The 20,634-nt window shown below is 59.2% G+C and carries 21 protein-coding genes; 11 read left to right on the top strand and 10 right to left on the bottom strand.

Annotation, left to right across the window (positions count from 1 at the left end):
- The first annotated feature begins 45 nt into the window (after positions 1–45).
- From mtgA to ACOTTU_RS22110, 4 genes are read left to right on the top strand one after another with little or no spacing between them, the layout of a single operon-like run.
- Positions 46–774: a monofunctional biosynthetic peptidoglycan transglycosylase gene (gene mtgA / locus ACOTTU_RS22095; protein ID WP_425661253.1), complete on the top strand. Its 729-nt coding sequence runs from the start codon at positions 46–48 to the stop codon at positions 772–774.
- 55 nt (positions 775–829) lie between these two features.
- Positions 830–1,495 carry a glutathione S-transferase family protein gene (locus ACOTTU_RS22100; RefSeq protein ID WP_425661255.1) on the top strand — a complete coding sequence of 222 codons (666 nt, stop codon included), beginning with the start codon at positions 830–832 and terminating at the stop codon, positions 1,493–1,495.
- A 39-nt stretch (positions 1,496–1,534) separates the two neighbouring features.
- On the top strand, positions 1,535–2,581 hold the full coding sequence (queG, locus tag ACOTTU_RS22105) for a tRNA epoxyqueuosine(34) reductase QueG (RefSeq protein WP_425661257.1): 1,047 nt from the start codon (positions 1,535–1,537) through the stop codon (positions 2,579–2,581).
- A 57-nt stretch (positions 2,582–2,638) separates the two neighbouring features.
- A complete protein-coding gene (locus tag ACOTTU_RS22110) occupies positions 2,639–4,645 on the top strand; it encodes a hydantoinase/oxoprolinase N-terminal domain-containing protein (protein WP_425661259.1) in 2,007 nt (668 codons plus the stop codon).
- A 20-nt stretch (positions 4,646–4,665) separates the two neighbouring features.
- Here the strand turns inward: ACOTTU_RS22110 and ACOTTU_RS22115 are convergent, their stop codons facing one another.
- From ACOTTU_RS22115 to msrB, 3 genes are all read right to left on the bottom strand, one after another.
- A complete protein-coding gene (locus tag ACOTTU_RS22115; RefSeq protein ID WP_425661262.1) occupies positions 4,666–6,747 on the bottom strand; it encodes a methyl-accepting chemotaxis protein in 2,082 nt (693 codons plus the stop codon).
- Positions 6,748–6,853: 106 nt separating this feature from the next.
- Entirely contained in the window at positions 6,854–7,375 is a 522-nt protein-coding gene (msrA, locus tag ACOTTU_RS22120; protein ID WP_425661264.1) for a peptide-methionine (S)-S-oxide reductase MsrA, read from the bottom strand.
- Positions 7,372–7,821 (bottom strand): peptide-methionine (R)-S-oxide reductase MsrB, encoded by a 450-nt coding sequence (gene msrB / locus ACOTTU_RS22125; RefSeq protein WP_425661266.1) that lies wholly within the window; start codon positions 7,819–7,821, stop codon positions 7,372–7,374. Before msrB ends, msrA begins: the two co-directional genes overlap by 4 nt.
- A 137-nt stretch (positions 7,822–7,958) precedes the next feature.
- On the opposite strand from msrB, the gene ACOTTU_RS22130 reads away from it, so the two are divergent.
- Together ACOTTU_RS22130 and ACOTTU_RS22135 are read left to right on the top strand one after the other, a co-directional pair.
- Positions 7,959–8,480: a glutathione peroxidase gene (locus ACOTTU_RS22130; protein ID WP_425661268.1), complete on the top strand. Its 522-nt coding sequence runs from the start codon at positions 7,959–7,961 to the stop codon at positions 8,478–8,480.
- 39 nt (positions 8,481–8,519) lie between these two features.
- Positions 8,520–9,149: a class I SAM-dependent DNA methyltransferase gene (locus ACOTTU_RS22135; protein WP_425661270.1), complete on the top strand. Its 630-nt coding sequence runs from the start codon at positions 8,520–8,522 to the stop codon at positions 9,147–9,149.
- A gap of 10 nt (positions 9,150–9,159) precedes the next feature.
- Here ACOTTU_RS22135 and ACOTTU_RS22140 read toward each other — a convergent pair whose 3' ends face one another.
- From ACOTTU_RS22140 to ACOTTU_RS22150, 3 genes are all read right to left on the bottom strand, one after another.
- Entirely contained in the window at positions 9,160–9,639 is a 480-nt protein-coding gene (locus tag ACOTTU_RS22140) for a hypothetical protein (RefSeq protein WP_425661272.1), read from the bottom strand.
- Positions 9,640–9,679: 40 nt separating this feature from the next.
- Positions 9,680–10,663: a GlxA family transcriptional regulator gene (locus ACOTTU_RS22145; protein ID WP_425661274.1), complete on the bottom strand. Its 984-nt coding sequence runs from the start codon at positions 10,661–10,663 to the stop codon at positions 9,680–9,682.
- 77 nt (positions 10,664–10,740) lie between these two features.
- A complete protein-coding gene (locus tag ACOTTU_RS22150) occupies positions 10,741–11,610 on the bottom strand; it encodes a DMT family transporter (RefSeq protein ID WP_425661330.1) in 870 nt (289 codons plus the stop codon).
- Between the two features lie 162 nt (positions 11,611–11,772).
- Between ACOTTU_RS22150 and ACOTTU_RS22155 the strand changes: the two genes are divergently transcribed.
- Positions 11,773–12,366: an ATP-dependent Clp protease proteolytic subunit gene (locus tag ACOTTU_RS22155; RefSeq protein ID WP_298916587.1), complete on the top strand. Its 594-nt coding sequence runs from the start codon at positions 11,773–11,775 to the stop codon at positions 12,364–12,366.
- A 102-nt stretch (positions 12,367–12,468) separates the two neighbouring features.
- Here ACOTTU_RS22155 and ACOTTU_RS22160 read toward each other — a convergent pair whose 3' ends face one another.
- The 3 genes from ACOTTU_RS22160 to ade all read right to left on the bottom strand — a co-directional run bounded on the left by ACOTTU_RS22160 (position 12,469) and on the right by ade (position 16,159).
- Positions 12,469–12,756: an HU family DNA-binding protein gene (locus ACOTTU_RS22160; RefSeq protein ID WP_298916590.1), complete on the bottom strand. Its 288-nt coding sequence runs from the start codon at positions 12,754–12,756 to the stop codon at positions 12,469–12,471.
- Positions 12,757–12,896: 140 nt separating this feature from the next.
- Positions 12,897–14,360, bottom strand: a complete 1,464-nt coding sequence (locus tag ACOTTU_RS22165) for an AMP nucleosidase (RefSeq protein ID WP_298916593.1) — start codon at positions 14,358–14,360, stop codon at positions 12,897–12,899.
- Positions 14,357–16,159 (bottom strand): adenine deaminase, encoded by a 1,803-nt coding sequence (gene ade / locus ACOTTU_RS22170; RefSeq protein WP_425661277.1) that lies wholly within the window; start codon positions 16,157–16,159, stop codon positions 14,357–14,359. The genes ACOTTU_RS22165 and ade overlap by 4 nt, the downstream gene beginning before the upstream one ends.
- A gap of 50 nt (positions 16,160–16,209) precedes the next feature.
- Here ade and ACOTTU_RS22175 point away from each other — a divergent pair, with 50 nt between their 5' ends.
- A complete protein-coding gene (locus ACOTTU_RS22175; protein WP_425661279.1) occupies positions 16,210–16,629 on the top strand; it encodes a VOC family protein in 420 nt (139 codons plus the stop codon).
- Here ACOTTU_RS22175 and ACOTTU_RS22180 read toward each other — a convergent pair.
- On the bottom strand, positions 16,599–17,489 hold the full coding sequence (locus ACOTTU_RS22180) for a LysR substrate-binding domain-containing protein (RefSeq protein WP_425661281.1): 891 nt from the start codon (positions 17,487–17,489) through the stop codon (positions 16,599–16,601). The genes ACOTTU_RS22175 and ACOTTU_RS22180 overlap by 31 nt on opposite strands.
- 106 nt (positions 17,490–17,595) lie before the next feature.
- Between ACOTTU_RS22180 and ACOTTU_RS22185 the strand changes: the two genes are divergently transcribed.
- The 3 genes from ACOTTU_RS22185 to ACOTTU_RS22195 all read left to right on the top strand — a co-directional run bounded on the left by ACOTTU_RS22185 (position 17,596) and on the right by ACOTTU_RS22195 (position 20,627).
- Positions 17,596–18,351 (top strand): class II aldolase and adducin N-terminal domain-containing protein, encoded by a 756-nt coding sequence (locus ACOTTU_RS22185; RefSeq protein WP_425661283.1) that lies wholly within the window; start codon positions 17,596–17,598, stop codon positions 18,349–18,351.
- Entirely contained in the window at positions 18,341–19,357 is a 1,017-nt protein-coding gene (locus ACOTTU_RS22190; RefSeq protein ID WP_425661285.1) for a sterol desaturase family protein, read from the top strand. Before ACOTTU_RS22185 ends, ACOTTU_RS22190 begins: the two co-directional genes overlap by 11 nt.
- 106 nt (positions 19,358–19,463) lie before the next feature.
- Entirely contained in the window at positions 19,464–20,627 is a 1,164-nt protein-coding gene (locus ACOTTU_RS22195; RefSeq protein ID WP_425661287.1) for an acyl-CoA dehydrogenase family protein, read from the top strand.
- Positions 20,628–20,634: the final 7 nt, after the last annotated feature.

Genomic DNA, 20,634 nt, shown 5'->3' on the forward strand with positions numbered 1-20,634 from the left:
TCTATTGCGGTTCACAAAACATCGCCACGCGCCTATAGCTGGCATATGGCAAAGAGCAGAAAGAAGACGGCAAAACCGCGCAAATCCACTGCCAAGCGTAAACCCTCCCCGGGCCGCTGGCTACGCTATTTGTGGCGGGCTATTTTCAGTGTTGCGATCGTGATTGTTGCTTTGATTGCTCTGGGTCGCGTGCTCAATCCGATCACCACGCCTTACATGTTCGCCGAATCGCGTCGCCTTGGCGGGATTGATCACAACTGGGTCGCCCTGACGGCTATCGCGCCTGCCATGGCGCGGTCCGCCGTCGCGGCAGAGGACGCAAATTTCTGCAACCACTGGGGGTTCGACCTGCCCGCGATCAAGGACGCCATTGCCGAAGGTGGCAACCGGGGCGCATCGACGATCAGCCAGCAAACCGTCAAAAACGTCTATCTCTGGCACGGGCGCAATTATACGCGCAAAGCGCTGGAAGCCCTGCTGACACCGGTACTTGAGGCGCTCTGGCCCAAGGCCCGCATCGTCGAGGTCTACCTCAACGTGGCGGAATTCGACGAAGGCGTCTTTGGCGTGAAGGCGGCGGCTCAGCATTATTTCGGGGTCAGCCCGGCGCAACTCTCTGATCTTCAGGCGGCGCGCCTCGCTGCGATCCTGCCCGACCCAAAGAGGCGCTCGGCCAGCAAACCTACTGATTTCGTTCGTAAAAGAACCCGTGCGATCCTGTCTGGTGCGGCAACAATCAGCAAAGACGGCCGCTCCGCGTGTTTCGAGAGTTGAATCCACGCGCTGATGCAGGCATTGAAGAGCAACCACGCAAAATCCGGATGATCCCATGGCGCGACTGTTTCATGTCCCTCTCTCCCCTTTTTGCCGCAAGGTGCGCCTGAGCCTTGCGGAGAAGAAGATCGAGGTGGAACTGGTCGAGGAACGCTACTGGGAGGCGGATGCCGATTTTCTGCGACGCAACCCTGCGGCCAAGGTGCCGGTGCTGCGGCTTGATGGAATCATGATGGCCGAAAGCACGGCAATCTGCGAATACATTGAAGAAACACGCCCCGATCCGGCCCTGATGCCCAAGGACCCGGTGGCCCGGCTGGAAGTGCGCCGTCTGGTAAGCTGGTTTGACGACAAATTTCACAACGAGGTCACGTCCAAGCTGCTTTACGAACGGGTGAACAAGAAGGTGACCGGGCAAGGCTATCCCGACAGCACCAACGTCAAGGCCGGTGCCAAGGCGATCAAATATCATCTCGATTACATGACCTGGCTGCTCGATCACCGGCGCTGGCTGGCGGGCGACGTCATGACACTGGCGGATTTCGCCGCCGCCGCTCATCTCAGCGCGCTGGATTACCTCTCAGACGTGGACTGGAACCGTTCCGATGTGGTCAAGGACTGGTACGCCAAGATCAAATCCCGGCCCGCCTTCCGGTCCATTCTGGCCGATCAGGTGTCGGGTTTCCCGCCGCCCAAGCACTACAATGATCTGGATTTCTGAGCCAGACCAGCGGGATCGCCACGCGACCCGTGCTGCGCCATGACCGATCTGAAACAGCGCCTGATCACCGAGGCCGATGCGGTGGGCTTTGTCGCCTGCAGGATTTGCAAACCCGACGCCCTGCCTGATCTGCCGGACCGGTTGAAGGATTTCATCACAGCTGGCTACCACGGCCAGATGGGGTGGATGGCGGAGCGGATGCGTTGGCGCGGCAATCCTGCGGCCTTATGGCCGGAGGCGAAATCGGTGATCATGCTGGCCGAAAGCTATACCCCTGAATACGACCCACTGGACATCCTGAATCATCCGGAACGGGGTGCGATTTCGGTCTATGCGCAGGGGCGTGACTACCACGATGTGGTGAAAAAACGTCTCAAACGGCTGGCGCGTTGGCTGCTGGACGAGGCTGGCAAGGATGAGCAGGTCAAGGTGTTCGTCGATACGGCCCCGGTGCCCGAAAAGGCGTTGGGGGCGGCTGCGGGGCTGGGCTGGCAGGGCAAACACACCAATCTGGTGAGCCGCGATTGGGGCAACTGGGCCTTTCTGGGCGCGATTTTCACAACCCTTGATCTGGAGGCTGATGCGGCGGAAGTGGATCACTGCGGATCCTGTCGGGCCTGTCTGGATGTCTGCCCGACCGATGCGTTCCCCGCGCCTTACCGGCTGGATGCGCGGCGCTGCATTTCCTACCTGACCATTGAACATAAAGGACCGGTGCCGGAAAATCTGCGCCGTCAGATGGGCAACCGCATCTACGGTTGCGATGATTGCCTTGCGGTCTGCCCCTGGAACAAATTCGCCGTGGCGGCACGTGACATGCGGTTGTCATCCCGCCCGGAACTGACCGCTCCGCATCTGGCAGAGCTTGCACAGCTGGATGACGCAGAGTTTCGTGCCCTGTTTTCCGGCTCACCCATCAAGCGGATCGGGCGCGACAGGTTCGTGCGCAATGTGCTTTATGCCATCGGCAATGCAGGCCAATCCGCGCTCGCCCCTGTTGCTGCCGAGTTGACCCGCGACCCTGACCCTACCGTGGCCGAAGCCGCCCGTTGGGCGGTGGCGCAATATGTCGATCAATGTCGCTAAAGTGCTGGCAAGAGCAGTGAAATCATTTACATCGCTCTGAGCGGTTGGAGAACGTGAATGGCTTTGGTTTTGGGCGTCGATACGGGCGGAACATATACGGACGCAGTGCTGATCCGCGACGAAACAGACGTCATCGCGACCGCCAAGTCTCTGACAACGCGGGCGGATCTCGCGATTGGCATTGGCAAGGCGGTCTCCTCGGTGCTGGAAGGATCCGGGTGTCAGGCGGCCGAGATTTCCATGGCCTCGCTGTCGACGACGCTGGCCACCAATGCCCTCGTCGAAGGACAGGGCGGGCGCGTCGGTCTGATCTACATCGGTTTCCGCGAAAGGGACCTTGCCGCTCATGGATTGCGTGACGCGCTGAATGGAGACCCCTATCTGGTCTGCGAAGGTGGACATGATCATGCGGGAGCAGAGGCCAAGCCCCTGGACGAGGCAGCGATCACTGCATTTTTGCGCGCGCATCAGGGCGGCGTCAGCGGATTTGCCGTTGCGGCGCAATTTGCCACACGCAATCCGGCACATGAGCTGCGTGCAGCCGCTTTGGTGAGTGAGATCAGCGGTGTGCCGATATCATCGTCGCATCAGTTGTCTGCGCGTTTGAACGGGCCGAAACGCGCCCTGACGGCCGTTCTCAATGCGCGGTTGATCGGGATGATCGACCGGCTGATCGGGCGGGCCGAAGACCAACTGACCGCGCTTGGTGTCACAGCCCCGCTGATGGTGGTGCGCGGCGACGGCGCCCTGATTTCGGCGGAACAGGCGCGCGCGCGCCCCATCGAGACAATCCTGAGTGGCCCGGCCGCCTCCATCGTTGGCGCGCGGTGGCTGACCGGGGCGGATCGCGCGCTTGTCAGCGATATTGGGGGTACCACGACGGATATTGCGGTGTTGCAAAACGGCAAACCGACCATTGATCCGGCGGGCGCAAAGGTCGGCCCCTACCGGACCATGGTCGAGGCAGTGAAGATGCGCACCACGGGATTGGGCGGCGACAGTGAAGTTCGGGTTTTGGTTGAAGGATTGACCGGCGGTATTGAGCTTGGTCCCCGGCGCGTTGTGCCTATTTCTCTGTTCGCGAGAGAAGCTGCGGATATGGTTCACGACACCTTGGATCTGCAGCTGCGCAACGCTGTGCCGGGCGATCACGACGCCCGGTTTGTGCGCGCCCTTCCCGGTCAGGCACAGAAGGGTTTGGCCCCCCGAGAAGAAGTGTTGCTGGAGCGTATCGGTTCTGATGTGCACCCGCTTGGCCACATTCTGCGCGCACGTATCGAAGGGAGCGCTCTTAATCGGCTAATTGAGCGCGGCATCGTGCAGATCGCTGGCATCACGCCATCGGATGCAAGCCATGTTCTGGGCAAAACCTCTGACTGGGATACCGGGGCGGCTAAAAAGGCGCTGCGCCTTATTGCACGCAAACGTACCGGATCCGGGAATGCTTTGGCACCCAATGCCGATGTCATGGCCCAAATGATTATAGATCAGTTGACCCACCAAACCGTACTGGCGCTGCTGGAAACCGGTTTTGCGGAGGAAGCCGAAACTTTCGGAGGATCGCCAAAAGACCTTGCCCGGCATGCGCTGATGCAACGCGGTCTGTCGCAACATCGAAATCTGTTGCGCGTCGATAGCGGGCTGAATGTGCCGGTTGTGGGCCTCGGTGCGTCAGCTCATAGCTATTATCCGGCCGTGGGACTTGCCGTGGGTGCGGAAGTGATCTTGCCGGAGCATGCCAATGTGGCCAATGCCATCGGAGCGGTTGTCGGACGGGTGACAATGCGGCGCAGCGGGACTGTGACCACGCCAGGTGAGGGCAAATACCGGGTCCATCTGGATGAAGGGCCACAGGATTTCACAACTCAGGATGACGCGATAGCTCTGTTGGAAAAGATTCTACGTTCGCAAACCAGGGATCAGGCGGTCGCCGCAGGCGCTGCCGATATCCAGATCACGGTCGAGAAAGAAGTGCGCACCGCGGGCGTCGAAGCCCGCGAGGTCTTTGTGGAAGCCGTGATCACCGTATCTGCAACAGGCCGCCCGCGGGTTGCAGACGCCTGAAATCAGGGCGAGAGTACTGTTTATGACGCCAAACGAGCGGATGCCTCTGTCTCATCAATGTACCCGCTGCTGTCGATCTTGAAAGAAGAGGTAATCTGCCCGAGCGACGTGACCTCATTGGCCAGAAGCTGAGTGGCGGCATTTGTTTCTTCGAACATCGCGGCGTTCTTTTGGGTGACGTCATCGAGGCTGCCGATGGCGGACGTGATCTCTCCCAGCCCACTGGATTGTTCCGACGCTGCCGCGGCGATGTTACCAACCATATTGGCAAGATCTGCAACGAAGTTTTCGATCTCCGATAGGGATTCCCCGGTTTTCGAGACCAAATCCACGCCCTCTTTCACCTGATCGACGGAGGTCGAAATCAGTTTGGCGATCTGCGTGGCGGCCTCTGAAGACCTGAGCGCCAGCGCGCGCACTTCCGACGCGACAACCGCAAACCCTCGACCAGCCTCACCGGCGCGTGCCGCTTCAACACCTGCATTGAGGGCAAGCAAATTTGTCTGAAATGCGATGTCGTCGATAACTTCAGTGATCTTTGATATCTCCGACGAACTCGATGAAATCGCATCCATGGCGTTACGCGCATCTGTCATCACACCAGAACCGGCGGAAGCACGCGTCTTGGTTTTATCAACCACATCGCGCGTGTTTTCGGCGATCTCGGCGGTTGATTTTACCGAAGCCGCCATTTGTGTAATCGCGGCAGCAGATTGCTCAAGAGAGGATGCCTGGCTTTCCGTTCGGCGACTCAACTCATCTGACGCGCTGGAGATTTCAGTCGTTCCCTCACTGATTTTCTGATTGCTTTGCAGCACGGCCTGAATGCTGGCTTTCAGATGATCCTGAGCATCGTTGAAATCGGCCTTCAGGGCTGCGTATTCTTCGGGGAACCGCTCGGTGATCGGTGTGCTGAGATCACCCTTGGCCAAGCGCTTCATCGCCAGCTGAAGTTCCTCCACCACGCGCCGTCTCTCGGTGATGTCTTGAGCGTATTTGACCACCTTGTAAGGTTTCCCGTCCGGACCGAGGATTGGATTATAGGAAGCCACCAGCCAGATATCCCGGCCATCCTTGCGTTGCCGTTTAATTTCGCCGGATATGATCTCGCCGGTTTTCAAACGCTCCCAATGGGCCGCATATTCCTTGCCCTTGGCGTCCTCGTCACTGACTAAAATACGGTGATGTTTCCCCTTCACTTCATCGAGAGTATAGCCGACCGCATCCAGAAACAGCTGATTGGCAGCCAGAATTTCACCGTCGAGCTTGAATTCGATACAGGCCTGCACCCGGCTGATCGCATCGACCTGTTCGTTGGATCGACGCCGTTGCGATACATCTGTTGCAAACTCCACAATTCCGGTCTGTCTGCCGTCGTTGTCCAGGATGGGTGCGTAGCTGCATTGCAGCCATTTCTGCTCACCTTCTTTGGTAAATCGTTCGTAGCGACCAGACAGGAACTGCCCGCCGGAAACGTCTGCCCAGAATTTCTTGTAGTCATCTGTCTTTGCAAATATCGGGTTGAGCAGCTTGCGATGGTTCTGCCGGAGCAATTCGCCTTCGGAATATCCCAGAATATTGAGGAAATTATCGTTCACCTCGACAATGGTACCATCGAGATCATAGACCACTTTGCCCTGTTCGCGTGAAAGTGCGTCCATCTGACTGAGCAGGCGGGCAGTCTCGGAAGAGGAAGCTTTGACGCTTTCAGTAATGTCGTGGGCGATTTTCATCACCTTGGCCAACTTGCCGGTCCCGTCAGTGATCGGCAGATAGGTCGCAGAGAGCCAGATTTCACGTCCGTCCTTCGCGACTCTCTGGACGGTTTCCGCAGATGCCTCACCGGGTGCGACACTGACAATGAGCCCGGCACCCTGCGGATCGGTTGCGCCACCCGCTGCAAGAAATTTTGCATGAGGCTGGCCGACGATTTCATCTTTCGCATAACCAAAAATATTGCAAAACAACGGGTTGGCATCTAGCACGACACCTTGTGGGTCGAACCATGCGATGGCGTGGCTGTCATTCAGCGCCGCAAGGAGGATCGTGGTCTCATCAGAGGAATTTGACTTCTTTTTCTTCGAACCAAAAAAGGATGGCATGGGATTCTCCTGCTTCAACACCAGATGTGTTAAATAGAGACCCTTAAAATCGTCTTTATGCTGATAGGTTTCCCGCGCGAAAAAACGCGCGGGCAAAAAAGCCTGGTTATTCAGCTGCTGCCACGCTGCCATCACGCTTGGACAAAACCCAATCCGCGCGCGGGAAATGGCATGTATAGCCGTTGGGGATACGTTCCAGATAGTCCTGATGTTCGGGCTCGGCTTCCCAGAATGCGCCCACAGGCTCCACTTCGGTCACCACTTTGCCCGGCCAAAGGCCTGACGCTTCAACATCAGCGATGGTTTCGCGCGCGATTTGCTGCTGTTTTTCATCCACGTAGTAAATGGCAGAGCGATAGCTGAGCCCTCTGTCATTGCCCTGCCGATTGGGCGTGGTCGGATCGTGGATCTGGAAAAACAGCTCCAGCAGATCGCGGTAGCCGAGCTGTGCCGGGTCAAAAATCACTTCGATCCCTTCGGCGTGGGTGCCATGGTTGCGGTAGGTGGCGTGGGGGACGTCGCCACCGGTGTATCCCACACGGGTCGACACGACGCCCGGTTTCTTGCGGATCAGGTCCTGCATCCCCCAGAAACAACCGCCCGCCAGCACTGCGCGTTGATGGCTCATACCACATCCTCCACCTGATCGAGATAGGCCCCGTAGCCTTCGGCCTCCATGTCGTTGCGGTGCACAAAGCGCAAGGACGCGGAGTTGATACAATAGCGCAGCCCGCCGCGGTCGCGGGGACCATCGGGGAAGACATGGCCCAGGTGACTGTCCCCATGGGTTGAGCGGACCTCGGTGCGCACCATGCCCAGGGAGGCATCGCGCAATTCCGTGACATGCGCAGGCTCGATGGGTTTGGTGAAGCTTGGCCAGCCGCAGCCGGATTCGTATTTGTCGGCAGAGGCAAACAGCGGTTCGCCGGAGACGATGTCCACGTAGATGCCCGGCTCCTTATTGCCCAGCAGCTTGCCGGTACCCGGGCGTTCAGTGCCGTCCTGCTGTGTCACGCGGTACTCTTCCGGCGATAGTCTGGAAATCGCCTCTTTGGTTTTCTCATATGTGGGCATGGCATGCTCCTTTTGATCTTTGACTATATAAATGGGACAAAAACATCCGAATGGAAGAGGAAACTCTTGGGGGCCGCTTCACGTGTCTTTGATCGAAACCGACCTATATTGACAGACACGCGCTTGAGGAGCTTTTCATGAAACAGATCATCGCAGCCGTTTTCGGGATCATGGCCGCCACAGGCACCATCGCTGATATCTCGGATCATAGCTTTGCCTCCATTGATGGCGGCACTTTGAACACGGGCGATTGGTCCGGACGTCCTGTGCTGGTCGTGAACACTGCGTCACAATGCGGGTTCACCGGGCAATATGACGGGTTGCAGGCGCTTTATGACAAGTACAGAGAACGCGGGTTGGTCGTTTTGGCCGTGCCTTCGGATGATTTTCAACAGGAGCTTGGCAGTGCCGAAGAAGTCAAGGAGTTCTGCGAGATGAATTTCGGCCTCGATCTGCCGATGACAGATATTACCGGTGTCAAAGGCCCAACGGCCCATGCGTTTTACCGCGAGGTGGCAGCGGAGACCGGGTTCACCCCGCGCTGGAATTTCAACAAGGTGCTGATCGGACCGAATGGTGACGTCGTGGGCACCTGGGGTGCAACCGTCAGACCGCAATCAGCCCGGATCACCCGCGAAATCGAGCAGTTGCTGCAATAACACCAATCTCAATGGTCAGGCACAGGAAGGATCGGGGCTATGCCAGAAAAGAAACATAGTCTCGATAATGCCTATGCGCTCGAAACGCCTGAGGACAACAAGGCGCTATATGCAGGCTGGGCAGAGACCTACGACCAGACATTCGCGGCAGAGATGGATTTCATCATGCCAGATCATGTGGCGCAGCTGTTCTGGGCGATGGGTGGGCGCGGGCCTGTTCTGGACGCGGGAGCTGGTACCGGGCTGGTGGCGGAAAAAATTCTCAAGTCTGGAGATTGCATACTCGATGCTTTCGACCTTTCCGCTGAAATGCTGGCCGTGGCACGTGGCAAGGATATTTACCGCCAGACCATCCAGGGCGATCTGACCGCAACGCTGCCCTTTGTCGATGGCAGCTACAACGCCGTGGTCAGTGCCGGAACCTTCACCCACGGGCATGTGGGCCCCGAAGCGCTGGATGAGCTGATACGGGTGGCGGGTCATGGGGCGCTCTTTGTGCTGACCATCAAAACCGAACATTACCGCGAACGGGGCTTTGCCGATAAATTCGAGTTCCTGTCAAATCGCATCGAGGGGTTTGAGACCTCCGACATGCCGATTTATGGTGCCGGGGCAAAAGGAGATCACGCGAAGGATCGCGGTCTGGTCACGGCTTTCCGAAAACGTTGACGCCTTCGGATCAGCCGGGTTTTGCGGACCTGCGGGACCGGAGCGTGTCAACCGCAAGCGTGTCTTGCCGCCGAAACACGATCAGCAGCACGCAGGCTGCGAAGGTGATGATCGTCGGGTAGAACACATGCGAATTGAAGACAATGCGATCCACACCGCTGATGTACCACCGGTAAGGATCGATGATCGCCCACCAGACGCTGGCCGCCGTGAAGCCATGGATCAGCGCCTGAACCGGCAAGGCGAATTTGCGCCACAGGCCGATGACGCACAACATGCCAATGACCACCTGAAAGCCCCCGAAGGCAGTGCCCAGCAAGGCCCCCGTGGTTTCATCGATCTCGATATTGCGCCGCAGCGCAAAGGGTGTCGTGGCTTTGACAAGCTTGTTCAGCCCGACCCAGACCAGCAGGAAACCTGTGCTCACCCGTAAAAACAACAGGCTGAGCCGTTGTGCCCAAAGGGACGTGATGCCGTCATCGATACCCATCGGATCCTCCGTAGTGTTTGGTTGGCATAGGATTCTGACCCTAAACCCCGCCCTTCCAGACAAGCTTGGCGGTGCCGCCGTCAAGGCCCGGGCTGATGCCATAGGCCGCCCGATAGCTTTTGGAGAAATGTGAGAGCGATTTGAACCCGCAGGCAACACACACATCCGTTACCGAGAAATCCGTCTGGCGCAACAGATCGCGGGCTTTTTCGAGCCGCAGGCGCAGGTAATGGCGCTTGGGTGACGTGCCTGCGTATTTCGCAAAGAGCCGTTCGAGCTGCCGGGTTGATACGCCGACGATCTGCGAAATCTCATCCGGGCTGAGCGGGTCCTCAATGTTGTTGTCCATGATCTGCATGGCCATGGCGAGCTTGGCATTGCGTACCCGAGCGCGCGGTTGCAAGGCCATGCGCTGGGCATGATCTGGCAGGCGCGGATCGGTATAGACCATCTGGTCGGCCACCCATGTCGCAAGCTCGGTCCCGTAATCGGCCTTGATCCGCTCCAGCATCATGTCCATCGACGCGGCCCCACCCGCCGTGGTAAAAACCCGGCCGTCGATGGAAAATATCGCGTCTTCCATGATGACATCCGGCAGGATTTCCGTCAGAGCCGCGCGATATTCCCAATGGGTTGTCACCCGTTTGCCCGCCACCAGACCGGCCAGTGCCAGCACATAGGTGCCGGAGGACAAAGCGCCGAAATCCATACCGCGACGTACCTCGCGGCGCAGCCAGTTGATCAGTTTTTTGCTGGCGCTGTTGCCGACGTCTTCGCCAGCGCAAATGACAATGGTTTCATCACGCGCCAATTCGGTCAGCGGGCCGTCCACCGCCGTTGTGACCCCGTTATAGGCGCGCACCGCGTCGCCGGTCTCGCTGAGCAGACGCCATGTGTAATAGGTCCGCCCGTCGGGATGACGGTTGGCAAGGCTGAGGGCTTCGAGGGCGCAGGCAAACCCCAGTTGCGAATAGCCGGGAACCAGAACGAAAGCATAGGATTGAGGTGTGTCTGGCGAGGTCATCTGGGCTTTGCATTTCCGGCCATGCTGGGTCTGATAAACAGGCTAGCCACAAAAATCCGGCGCTGGATAGCCGAAAATCACCCTTTGCTCTGCCGTGATAGCTGAACAGCCAGAATCCCCAGAGTGATGATGGCCACGCCCAATACGTCCTGCGCGCCCAATGCCTCGCCCAGCAGAAGGGCCGCAATGGCCACGCCAAAGAAGGGGTTGAGGAAATGGAAGGTCGCTGCGCGTGTGGCTCCGATGCGATTGACCAGCCAGAACCACACGAAGGTGGCGGCCAGCCCCGGTACGAGCGTGGTATAAAGGAAGGCGGCGGCAAGGGGCCAGCTGGGGGTCACCTGTGGTGTTTCGAAAACTGCGGTCGCAAGGGCAAGTGCCGCGCAGCCCACGAGCATCTGCAGACCCACGATCATCAGAAAATTACCCCCCGATGTCGCCCCTCGTACCGCGAGCGTTGCGATGGTCAGGGCGATCACACCGATCCCGCAGAGCAGCAGGCCCATCAGATCGACACCTCCGGTGATGCGCGACCCCATGATCAATCCGACGCCGAGGGTCCCCGCCACCAGCCCGGCAGCCGCCAGGGGTTTGAGACGTTCGCCCAGAAAGGCCCAGCCCGCCAGCGCCACGAGAAGCGGCATGGTCGAGGCGATAATGGCCGCGACGGAGGCCTGAATGGTCTGCATCGCCACGAAATTCAGACCCAGATAGACGGCGTTCTGCAAGATGCCAAAGATGATCGTGGCGCGCCATTGCGCAGGTGTCAGATGCCACGACTGACCCAAAGCGCGGGCAATGGCGACACCCAGCAGCCCCGACACAAGGTAGCGCAGGGTCAGTGCCGCCAGCGGCGAGGCGTCGGCGACGATGATCCGCGCGGAGGTGAAGGCCGAAGACCACATCAGGGCAAAGGCAAGCCCAGCCAGAATCGCGCGAATATCCATGGGGGCCTTTCCGACGCCTTTGCCTGCCGGGGCGAACATTTCGCAATTCTCCAACGAGGGCAAGGTGGTGGCGGGGCGTTTTTATCAAGGGTCCGAGCGCGATGGACAATCCGGCCTGCCCCGCTAAACTTCCCGCATAGGTTTAATTTGCGGAGAGACCCCATGTCCGAAAAGATGCTCGATGATACCAGCAAGCAGCCCGACAAATCCGGTGATGGCCGGATCGAGGCGCTGTTTTTCAAAAGCCGGAATGTGATCATCACCGGTGAGATCGATGACAAGCTCGCGCAGCGCACCGTGACCCACCTGCTGGCGCTGGCGGAGGAAAGCGACGATCCGATCAACGTCTATATCTCTTCGCCCGGTGGCCATGTGGAGAGCGGCGACATGGTGCATGACGTGATCAAGTTCATCCGCCCGACCGTTCGCACCATCGGGTCCGGCTGGGTGGCCAGCGCGGGGGCGCTGATCTTTATCGGTGCGGCCCCGGAAAACCGGTACTGCCTGCCCAATACGCGGTTCCTGCTGCATCAACCACGCGGCGGGATTGGCGGGCAGGCCACCGACATGATGATCCAGGCCGAGCAGATCCGGATCATGACGGAACGGTTTTATGCGCTCTTCGCCGCAGCCACGGGTCAGACGCCGGAAAAGATCGCAGAGGACATCCGCCGCGATTTCTGGCTGACCACGCAGGAAGCCCTGGACTACGGGCTGGTGGGCAAGGTGATCTCGTCGATCAACGAACTGAGATAACGGTGGTACCAGGCGCGGGGCTGCGATGTCCCTCGCTTGGACACCCCGCATAAAAAAGGGCCGCGACTCGCGCGACCCCCTGTAGTCAGGCGTGATTGGCGATTAGCCGTTCACGCTGTCTTTAAGCGCTTTGGCGATGGTCATCTTGACCACCTTGTCCGCGTCTTTTTTGAATTGCTCGCCGGTGGCAGGGTTACGCACCATGCGCTCAGGGCGTTCGCGGCAGTAGATTTTGCCGACGCCAGGCAGGGTAACGGCACCGCCGCCCGAAACTTCACGTGTGATCAGGTTGCATACGGCTTCAAGGGCCGCACCTGCAGATTTCTTGTCCGCGCCCATCTCTTCGGCCAGTGCCGCGACGAGTTGCGTCTTTGTCATTGGTTTTGCCATGTTCTTATTCTCCTTCGCTGCCCGAACAGTTGGGCCTCATTTCCGAAATCTACCCGGATGTTGTGTATGAACACAACGATTAGTAGAGCAATGCAAGGAAAAACATGCAAAATTAACCTATTTTGTGGGGTTTTCGGGCGTCAGAGGAAGGCAGTCTCCTCAAAGGAGCGCAATTTCCGGCTATGGATACGTTCCAGCGGCATTGTGCGCAACCGTTCCATTGCGTGAATCCCGATCATCAAATGGCGTGCCACCTGTGTCTTATAGAAATCCGAGGCCATGCCCGGCAGCTTCAACTCACCGTGCAACGGTTTGTCGGAGACGCATAACAGCGTGCCATAGGGCACCCGGAACCGGTAGCCATTGGCGGCGATCGTCGCACTTTCCATGTCCAGAGCGACAGCCCGCGACTGGCTGAGGCGTTGCACCGGGCCGGACTGGTCGCGCAACTCCCAGTTGCGGTTGTCGATGGTGGCAACCGTGCCCGTGCGCATGATGCGCTTGAGCTCATAGCCTTCCAGCGCTGTCACCTGCGCCACGGCCTGTTCCAGAGCGATCTGGATTTCGGCCAGCGCTGGGATCGGGACCCAGACGGGCAGATCGTCGTCCAGCACGTGATCTTCGCGCAGATAGGCATGGGCCAGCACGAAATCACCCAGTGCCTGCGAATTTCGCAGCCCGGCGCAATGTCCGACCATCAACCAGGCATGGGGTCGCAGCACCGCGATGTGATCCGTGGCAGTTTTGGCATTCGACGGTCCTACACCGATGTTGACCAGTGTGATGCCCGACCCATCGGCGCGCTTGAGGTGATAGGTGGGCATCTGCGGTGTCTTGATGGCGGCTGCAAGGGGCTGATCGCCACCCGTGATGGTGGCATTGTCTGTGGAGACAAATGCGGTATAGCCGGAGGATGGATCATCCAGTTGTTCGCGCGCATAGGCCTCGAATTCGGAGACATAGAACTGGTAGTTGGTGAAGAGCACATGGTTCTGGAAATGCACCGGATCGGTTGCGGTGTAATGCGCCAGACGGGCCAGCGAATAATCGACCCGCTGAGCAGTAAAGGGTGCCAGTGGCCCGATGCCATCGGGTGAGACATAGGTGCCGTTCACGATGTCATCATTGGTGGTGCTCAGATCCGGTACGTCAAAGATATCGCGCAGGGTAAATTCCGCGGCACCTTCCTGTGGCACGGTGATGCTGCTGTCATTGGCAACGGCGAAATGCACGGGGATCGGTGTGGTCGAGGCCCCGATGCTGACGGGCTGGTCATGGTTTTCGATCAAAAGGCCAATCTGCTGCACCAGATAGTGCCGAAAGAGATCAGGCCGGGTGATGGTGGCGCGGAAGCTGCCGGGCGCGGAGACATGCCCGTAACTGAGGCGCGTATCGACTTGCGCGTAGCTTGATGTTTTGAACAGCACCTCGGGATAAAAGGCGCGAACACGAGACGCGGGCGCGCCTTCGGCCATAGCTTTGATGAAGTGTTTGCACAGGAATTCGGTGGCCTGATTGTAAAGCTCTTCGAGCCTTGCAACGGCGGCTTTTGCATCGCGGAATTCTTCTGTTTCGGGGACGTCTGGCGTCAGGATATCTGTCATGAAAGGGGCTCAATTACTGGAATGAATTCAAAGCGGCGCACATCGACCAATCCAAGATCGGAGATGCGCAGCTCGGGGATCACCACAAGGGCGAGCAGCGAGTGCTGCATGTAGGCGTTGTTCAGGGTGCAACCACAGTCGCGCATGGCCTGCATCATCTGGTCGGCTTTGGCGGCCACCTCCGTGGCGGGGCTGTCGGACATCAGGCCCGCGATGGGCAGTTCGACCAGCGCGCGTTCCACGCCGTCTTTGAAAATCACGATGCCGCCGCCAACCTCGCCCAGCCGGTTGGCCGCCATGGCCATCTGTTCAGCATCTGTGCCGACGACGATCATATGATGGCTGTCGTGGGCCACAGTCGAGGCCATCGCCATGGGGCCGTCATAGCCGAAACCCGAGACAAAGGCGTTGGTCACGGAACCGGTGGCGCGGTGGCGCTCGACCAGGGCGATCTGGCAGACCTCGCCAGTGGCTTGCACGCGGCCTTCAGTCACCGGCAATTCGAACTGCAACGCCCGCGTGGGGGCCTGATTTTCGACCACACCGATGACGTTGGCCCGCACGGCATTCGACCCAGTTGGCGCGGGAATGGCGAAATCATCCGCCGCAAGCGTCTTGCCCATGCGCACGGTCTGCCGCGCGGTGTCCGGCCAATCGTAATGCGGGCAATCCACAAGACAGGTGCCGTTTTCGGCCACGATCTGGCCGCGCGCCATCACGGTTTCAATGGGCAGGGTCTTCAGGTCGGACGTCAGGATCACATCCGCGCGCCTGCCGGGCGTCAACGAGCCGATCTCACGTTCCAGACCAAAATGCGCGGCGGTATTTATCGTGGCCATCTGCAACGCGACGATCGGGTCGCAGCCGCAGTCGATTGCATGGCGCACGACGCGGTTCATATGGCCATCATTCACCAAAGTGCCGGAATGACTGTCATCGGTGCACAGGATCATGTTGCGCGGATCAAGGCCCTTTTCGGTGATCGCGGTGATCTGGGTTTCGACGTCATACCAGGCCGACCCCAGTCGGATCATCGACCGCATCCCCTGCCGCATGCGCGCGATCGCGTCAGCCTCGCAGGTGCCTTCGTGATCATCCGCCGGGCCGCCTGCGACATAGCCCGCAAAGGCTGGCCCCAGATCAGGCGAGGCATAGTGCCCGCCCACGGTTTTGCCGGCGTTCTGGGTGGCGGCGATTTCCGCCAGCATCTTCGGATCCGCGTTCGACACGCCGGGGAAATTCATCATCTCGCCCAATCCGATGATGCCGGGCCATTGCATGGCTTCCGCCACGTCCTCTGCCGTAATCTCGAACCCTGTGGTCTCCATCCCCGGCGCGGACGGTGCGCAGGAGGGCATCTGGGTGAAGATATTCACCGGCTGCATCAGCGCCTCGTCGTGCATCATACGCACGCCTTCAAGGCCTAGCACATTGGCGATCTCGTGCGGATCGGTGAACATCGACGTGGTCCCATGCGGGATCACGGCGCGCGCAAATTCCGCCGGAGTCAACATGCCGCTTTCGATATGCATATGCCCGTCGCATAGACCGGGGATCATGTAGCGGCCCTGTGCCTCGATGATCTGCGTCTTGGGGCCCATGCAATGCGCGGCATCCGGCACAACACAGGCAATACGCCCTGACGCCACGGCAATGTCGTAACCGGGCAGAATTTCGCGCGTATGGACATTGACCCACACACCGCCTTTGATCACGGTGTCAGCAGGGGTACGCCCGGTTGCTACCTCAATGAGCTGTGCGGCGGTATCGGGCCATGAAGGAAAAGGAGCATGCGTCATGTCCCTAGGTGCCACGGGATTTGGGGATGTTCAAGCGGGGAGCTGCATTGATGGACTATGAAACCGTATCCGCCGAGGATTTCGGCAAAAGCCTGCGCGGGATCGGTCTGAACCTGCTGGTGCGCGATGTCCGCGCCACCTCTGCCTTTCTGCAAACGATATTCGACGTCGGGGTGCACCGTCTGAGCAATGATTTCGCCATCATCACCTATGGTGACGAGGTTTTTCAGCTGCACAGTGACGGCACCTACAGCGCCAATCCTCTGCTGAACATCCTGCCGGAGAACCCGCCGCGTGGTGCCGGCGTTGAAATCCGATTCTACGACACCGACCCGGATGAGGCCGTCGCCCGGGCGCAGGCGCTGGGCGCGATGATCCTTCAGGAGGCAACGGACAAACCGCACGGGCTGCGCGAAGCCTATATCCTGTGTGACGATGGCTACGCCTGGGTGCCGAGCCGCCCGCTGTAGAACGTGGCCAGTTCTGCCTTCAGCCAGCTTGTGAAGGCTTCGGCTGCAGGCATCGCCTGAGCGCGCGGGGCACGGATCAGATAGTAGGCTTCCTGCATTTCGGCGCGGTGCGCAAAAGGCGCGATCAGATGTCCCGCATCGATCAATCCCGCGACAATGGCGTCGTGACCAAGCGCCATGCCGCCCCCCGTTATGGCCACTGAAAGTGGGACGGAATAGGTGGTTGCATAGGTGACCGACGGGTCCGGCCAATCGATCGATTGCTCTTCAGCCCAGACAGCCCATGTGCCCATCATGTTGGAACAATCGTAAAGCGGCTGGTCCGCCAGCGTTACCAACGTGACGGGATAGCCCGGTGCACAAACGGGATAATAGTGGTCGGTCGCAAGAAGTTCCGCATGCACTTGATCCGACGGGCGCAGCGAGTAGCGGATTTCGACATCCGCCCCTTCGGCCATGTCCCGTGCTTCCCAAAGCTCGGTGGAGATGTTGATCTGCACCTCCGGATGTGCCTGCCGAAACCGTGCCAGCCGCGGGGCCAGCCATTGAATGGCAAAGGTGAGGTTGCACTGGATTTGCAACACATCACCTTCGCTGCGGGTCAGCGCGCGGGTGCCATGCGCCAGCGTGCGAAAAGCGTCCCGGACCACCGGCAGATAGCTGACCCCCGTTTGCGTGAGTTCCAAGGCCCGCGCCCGGCGGTGAAAGAGCGGTCGACCCAGAAAGCCTTCGAGCGATTTGATCTGCTGGCTCACAGCGCTTTGCGTCATGTTGAGATCGCGCGCGGCCCCGGTAAAGCTGAGGTTCCGAGCAGAGGCTTCGAAGGCACGAAGCCAGTTCAGAGGCGGTAAATCGGCCATCATAACCCATTCAGTAGTTTTACTTATGCGTGAGCTACGATTTTTTCGTTGGTCAAGCAAGCCGGTTGGGTGTTGTGATACCATCGAACGACCCCGGAGGACCCTTATGTCTGTCACCGAATTGCGCGCCAATATGGATCATTGGCAGGAACGCGTGGATCTCGCCGCCGCCTTTCGCTGGACGGTGCGGCTGAACATGCATGAAGCCGTGGCCAATCATTTCAGCCTTGCGATCAACGAAGACGGCACCCGGTTTTTGATGAACCCCAATCAGATGCATTTTTCGCGGATCAAGGCCTCTGATCTGATCGTGGTGGATGCCAATGACCCGGCAAGCATGGAAGGGCCGGATGCTCCGGACCCAACGGCCTGGGGGTTACATGGCGGGTTGCACCGGCACTGCGCCCATGCGCGTTGCGCCATGCATGTGCATTCGCCCTATGCCACGGCGCTGGCCGCACTGGCCGAAAGCCGCCTGCCGCCCGTCGACCAAAACGCCTGCACCTTCTTCAACCGCTACGTGATTGATGAAAACTATGGTGGCTTGGCCTTTGAAGAAGAAGGCGAGCGCTGCGCGCAACTCTTTGATGACCCGAAGAAAAAAGTCATGATCATGGGCAACCACGGGATCATGATCATAGGTGATACGGTGGCCGACACCTTCAACCGGCTCTACTATTTCGAACGGGCCTGCATGACCTACATCATGGCGCTGCAAACCGGCCAGCCCCTGCGGGTGCTGCCGGATGACGTGGCCGAAAAGACCGCGCGGGAACTGGAGGACTATCCCGAACAGGACGCGCGCCATCTGGCCGAACTCAAAGCCATCCTGGACGAAGAAGGGTCAAGCTATGCCCAATGATGCCGGAACCGCGGGCCTTCCCGACAGCGCCGAAACACGGGAGGCAGGTCGCTGGAACTTCCGCCCGCAGGTACCGCTAGCGCAAAACCCGCTGTTTCAATGGCCCCCCAGACCGGCGGCGATTTTCCGTTGGTACGCGGCTTTCTGGCTGGAGATTTCCACCACCACGCTGTGTTTCGTGTTGGCGCTCGCCGCATATTTCGTGATTCTACCCGAACTGGCCGAGATGCAGGTGCTGGCTTGGGGGTGGGTGATCAAGGTCTGGCTGGCCAATCTGGTCCCGCAGGTGATTTGCGCAGGCACCCTGCATTATTGGCTGATCATGCGCAAAGGTCAGGGGGAAAAGACCAAATACGACCCGCGCGATCAGGCGCGCAACAACGGCACCTTCACCTTCGGCAATCAGGTTCATGACAATATGTTCTGGCACATCGCCAGCGGCATCACGCTCTGGACAGCGGCGCAGGTGCTGGTGTTCTGGGCGATGGCCAATGGCTATGCGCCGGTGATGCTCTTTCCCGGCAATCCGGTCTGGTTTGTGGCGTTTTTCGTGCTGCTGCCGATCTGGTCGAGCTTTCATTTCTACTGGGTGCACCGGTTGTTGCACTGGCCACCGCTTTACAAGGCGGCCCATGCGCTGCACCACCGCAACGTCAACGTGGGCCCCTGGTCCGGCATTTCGATGCATCCCATCGAACATCTGTTGTTCTATACGAATTTCGCGATCCATTTCGTGGTGCCCAGCCATCCGCTGCATGTGCTGTTTCATGGCTATGTGCAATCCACGCATCCTGTCTTTTCCCATTCCGGCTTCGAGGAGATCATCGTTGGTGACAAACGACAGGCCAAGGCAGGCGTGTTTTTCCACCAGCTGCATCACCGTTATTTCGAATGCAATTATGGCACTGTAGAGATGCCGTGGGACCGCTGGTTCGGCAGCTATCACGATGGATCAGCGCAGGCCACCGATGAAACCCGCGCGCGCAAAAAGCAGATGTACACGTGATGCTCTGCCGTTTTGTGGATGATCTGACGCGCTGGACAAGCACGCGCCGGTTGGGAAGATAGGCGGGCAGATCGCCGCCTTTCCCTGACACCACACGAGAACTACCATGACAAACTACGGTCTGACCGATGAACACCAGATGATTGCGGATACGGTCCGGTCATTTGTGGAAAACGAAATTTACCCCCATGAAGCGCTGGTCGAGCGCACCGGCGAGGTGCCGCAGGAGATTGCACAGGAGATCAAGCGCAAGACCATCGAGCTTGGGTTTTACGCCTGCAATTTCCCTGAAACGGTGGGCTGCGCAGGGCTCAACCATTTGGAATTTGCGCTGGTGGAGCGGGAGTTGGGGCGCGGGTCCATGGCGCTCAATCACTTCTTTGGGCGTCCCCAGAACATCCTGATGGCCTGTGAGGGCGAACAGGTCGAGCGCTACCTCATGCCCGCTGTGCGCGGCGAGCGGATGGACGCGCTGGCCATGACCGAACCCGGTGCCGGATCGGATGTGCGCGGCATGAAATGTGCCGCCGTGCGGGACGGTGGCGATTGGCTTGTGAACGGCACCAAGCATTTCATTTCCGGTGCGGATCACGCCGATTTCATCATCGTTTTCATCGCCACCGGTGAGGATCAGACCCCCAAGGGCCCCAAAAAACGCATCACCGCCTTTCTGGTGGACCGCGACACGCCCGGGTTCACCATTCGCGACGGGTATAAATCTGTCAGTCATCGGGGGTACAAGAACATGATCCTCGATTTCGACGATTGCCGCCTGCCGGACGCTCAGGTACTGGGCGCGGTCGATGGCGGGTTCGAGGTGATGAACACCTGGCTTTATGCGACCCGGATCACCGTGGCGACCATGTCGGTGGGGCGTGCGCGGCGGGTCTTTGACTATGCGCTGACCTATGCTGCGGAGCGCGAACAATTCGGCCAGAAGATCGGCAAGTTTCAGGGCGTCAGCTTTCAGCTTGCCGATATGATTACCGAGATCGATGCGGCGGATTTGCTGACACTCGCTGCGGCGGATCGGCTGGACAAAGGCTTGCCCGCGAACCGCGAGATTGCGAGTGCGAAGCTTTATGCCTCCGAAATGCTGGCGCGGGTGACCGATGCGGCCATCCAGATTCACGGTGGCATGGGGTTGATGGACGACTACCCGCTGGAACGGTTCTGGCGTGACGCGCGGGTGGAGCGGATCTGGGACGGCACGTCAGAGATCCAGCGCCATATCATCAGTCGCGATCTGCTGCGCGCGCTTGGGGCCTGAGAGCACA

Source organism: Roseobacter sp. EG26 (assembly GCF_049830555.1).
In the GTDB taxonomy this organism is placed as follows: Bacteria; Pseudomonadota; Alphaproteobacteria; order Rhodobacterales; family Rhodobacteraceae; genus Roseobacter.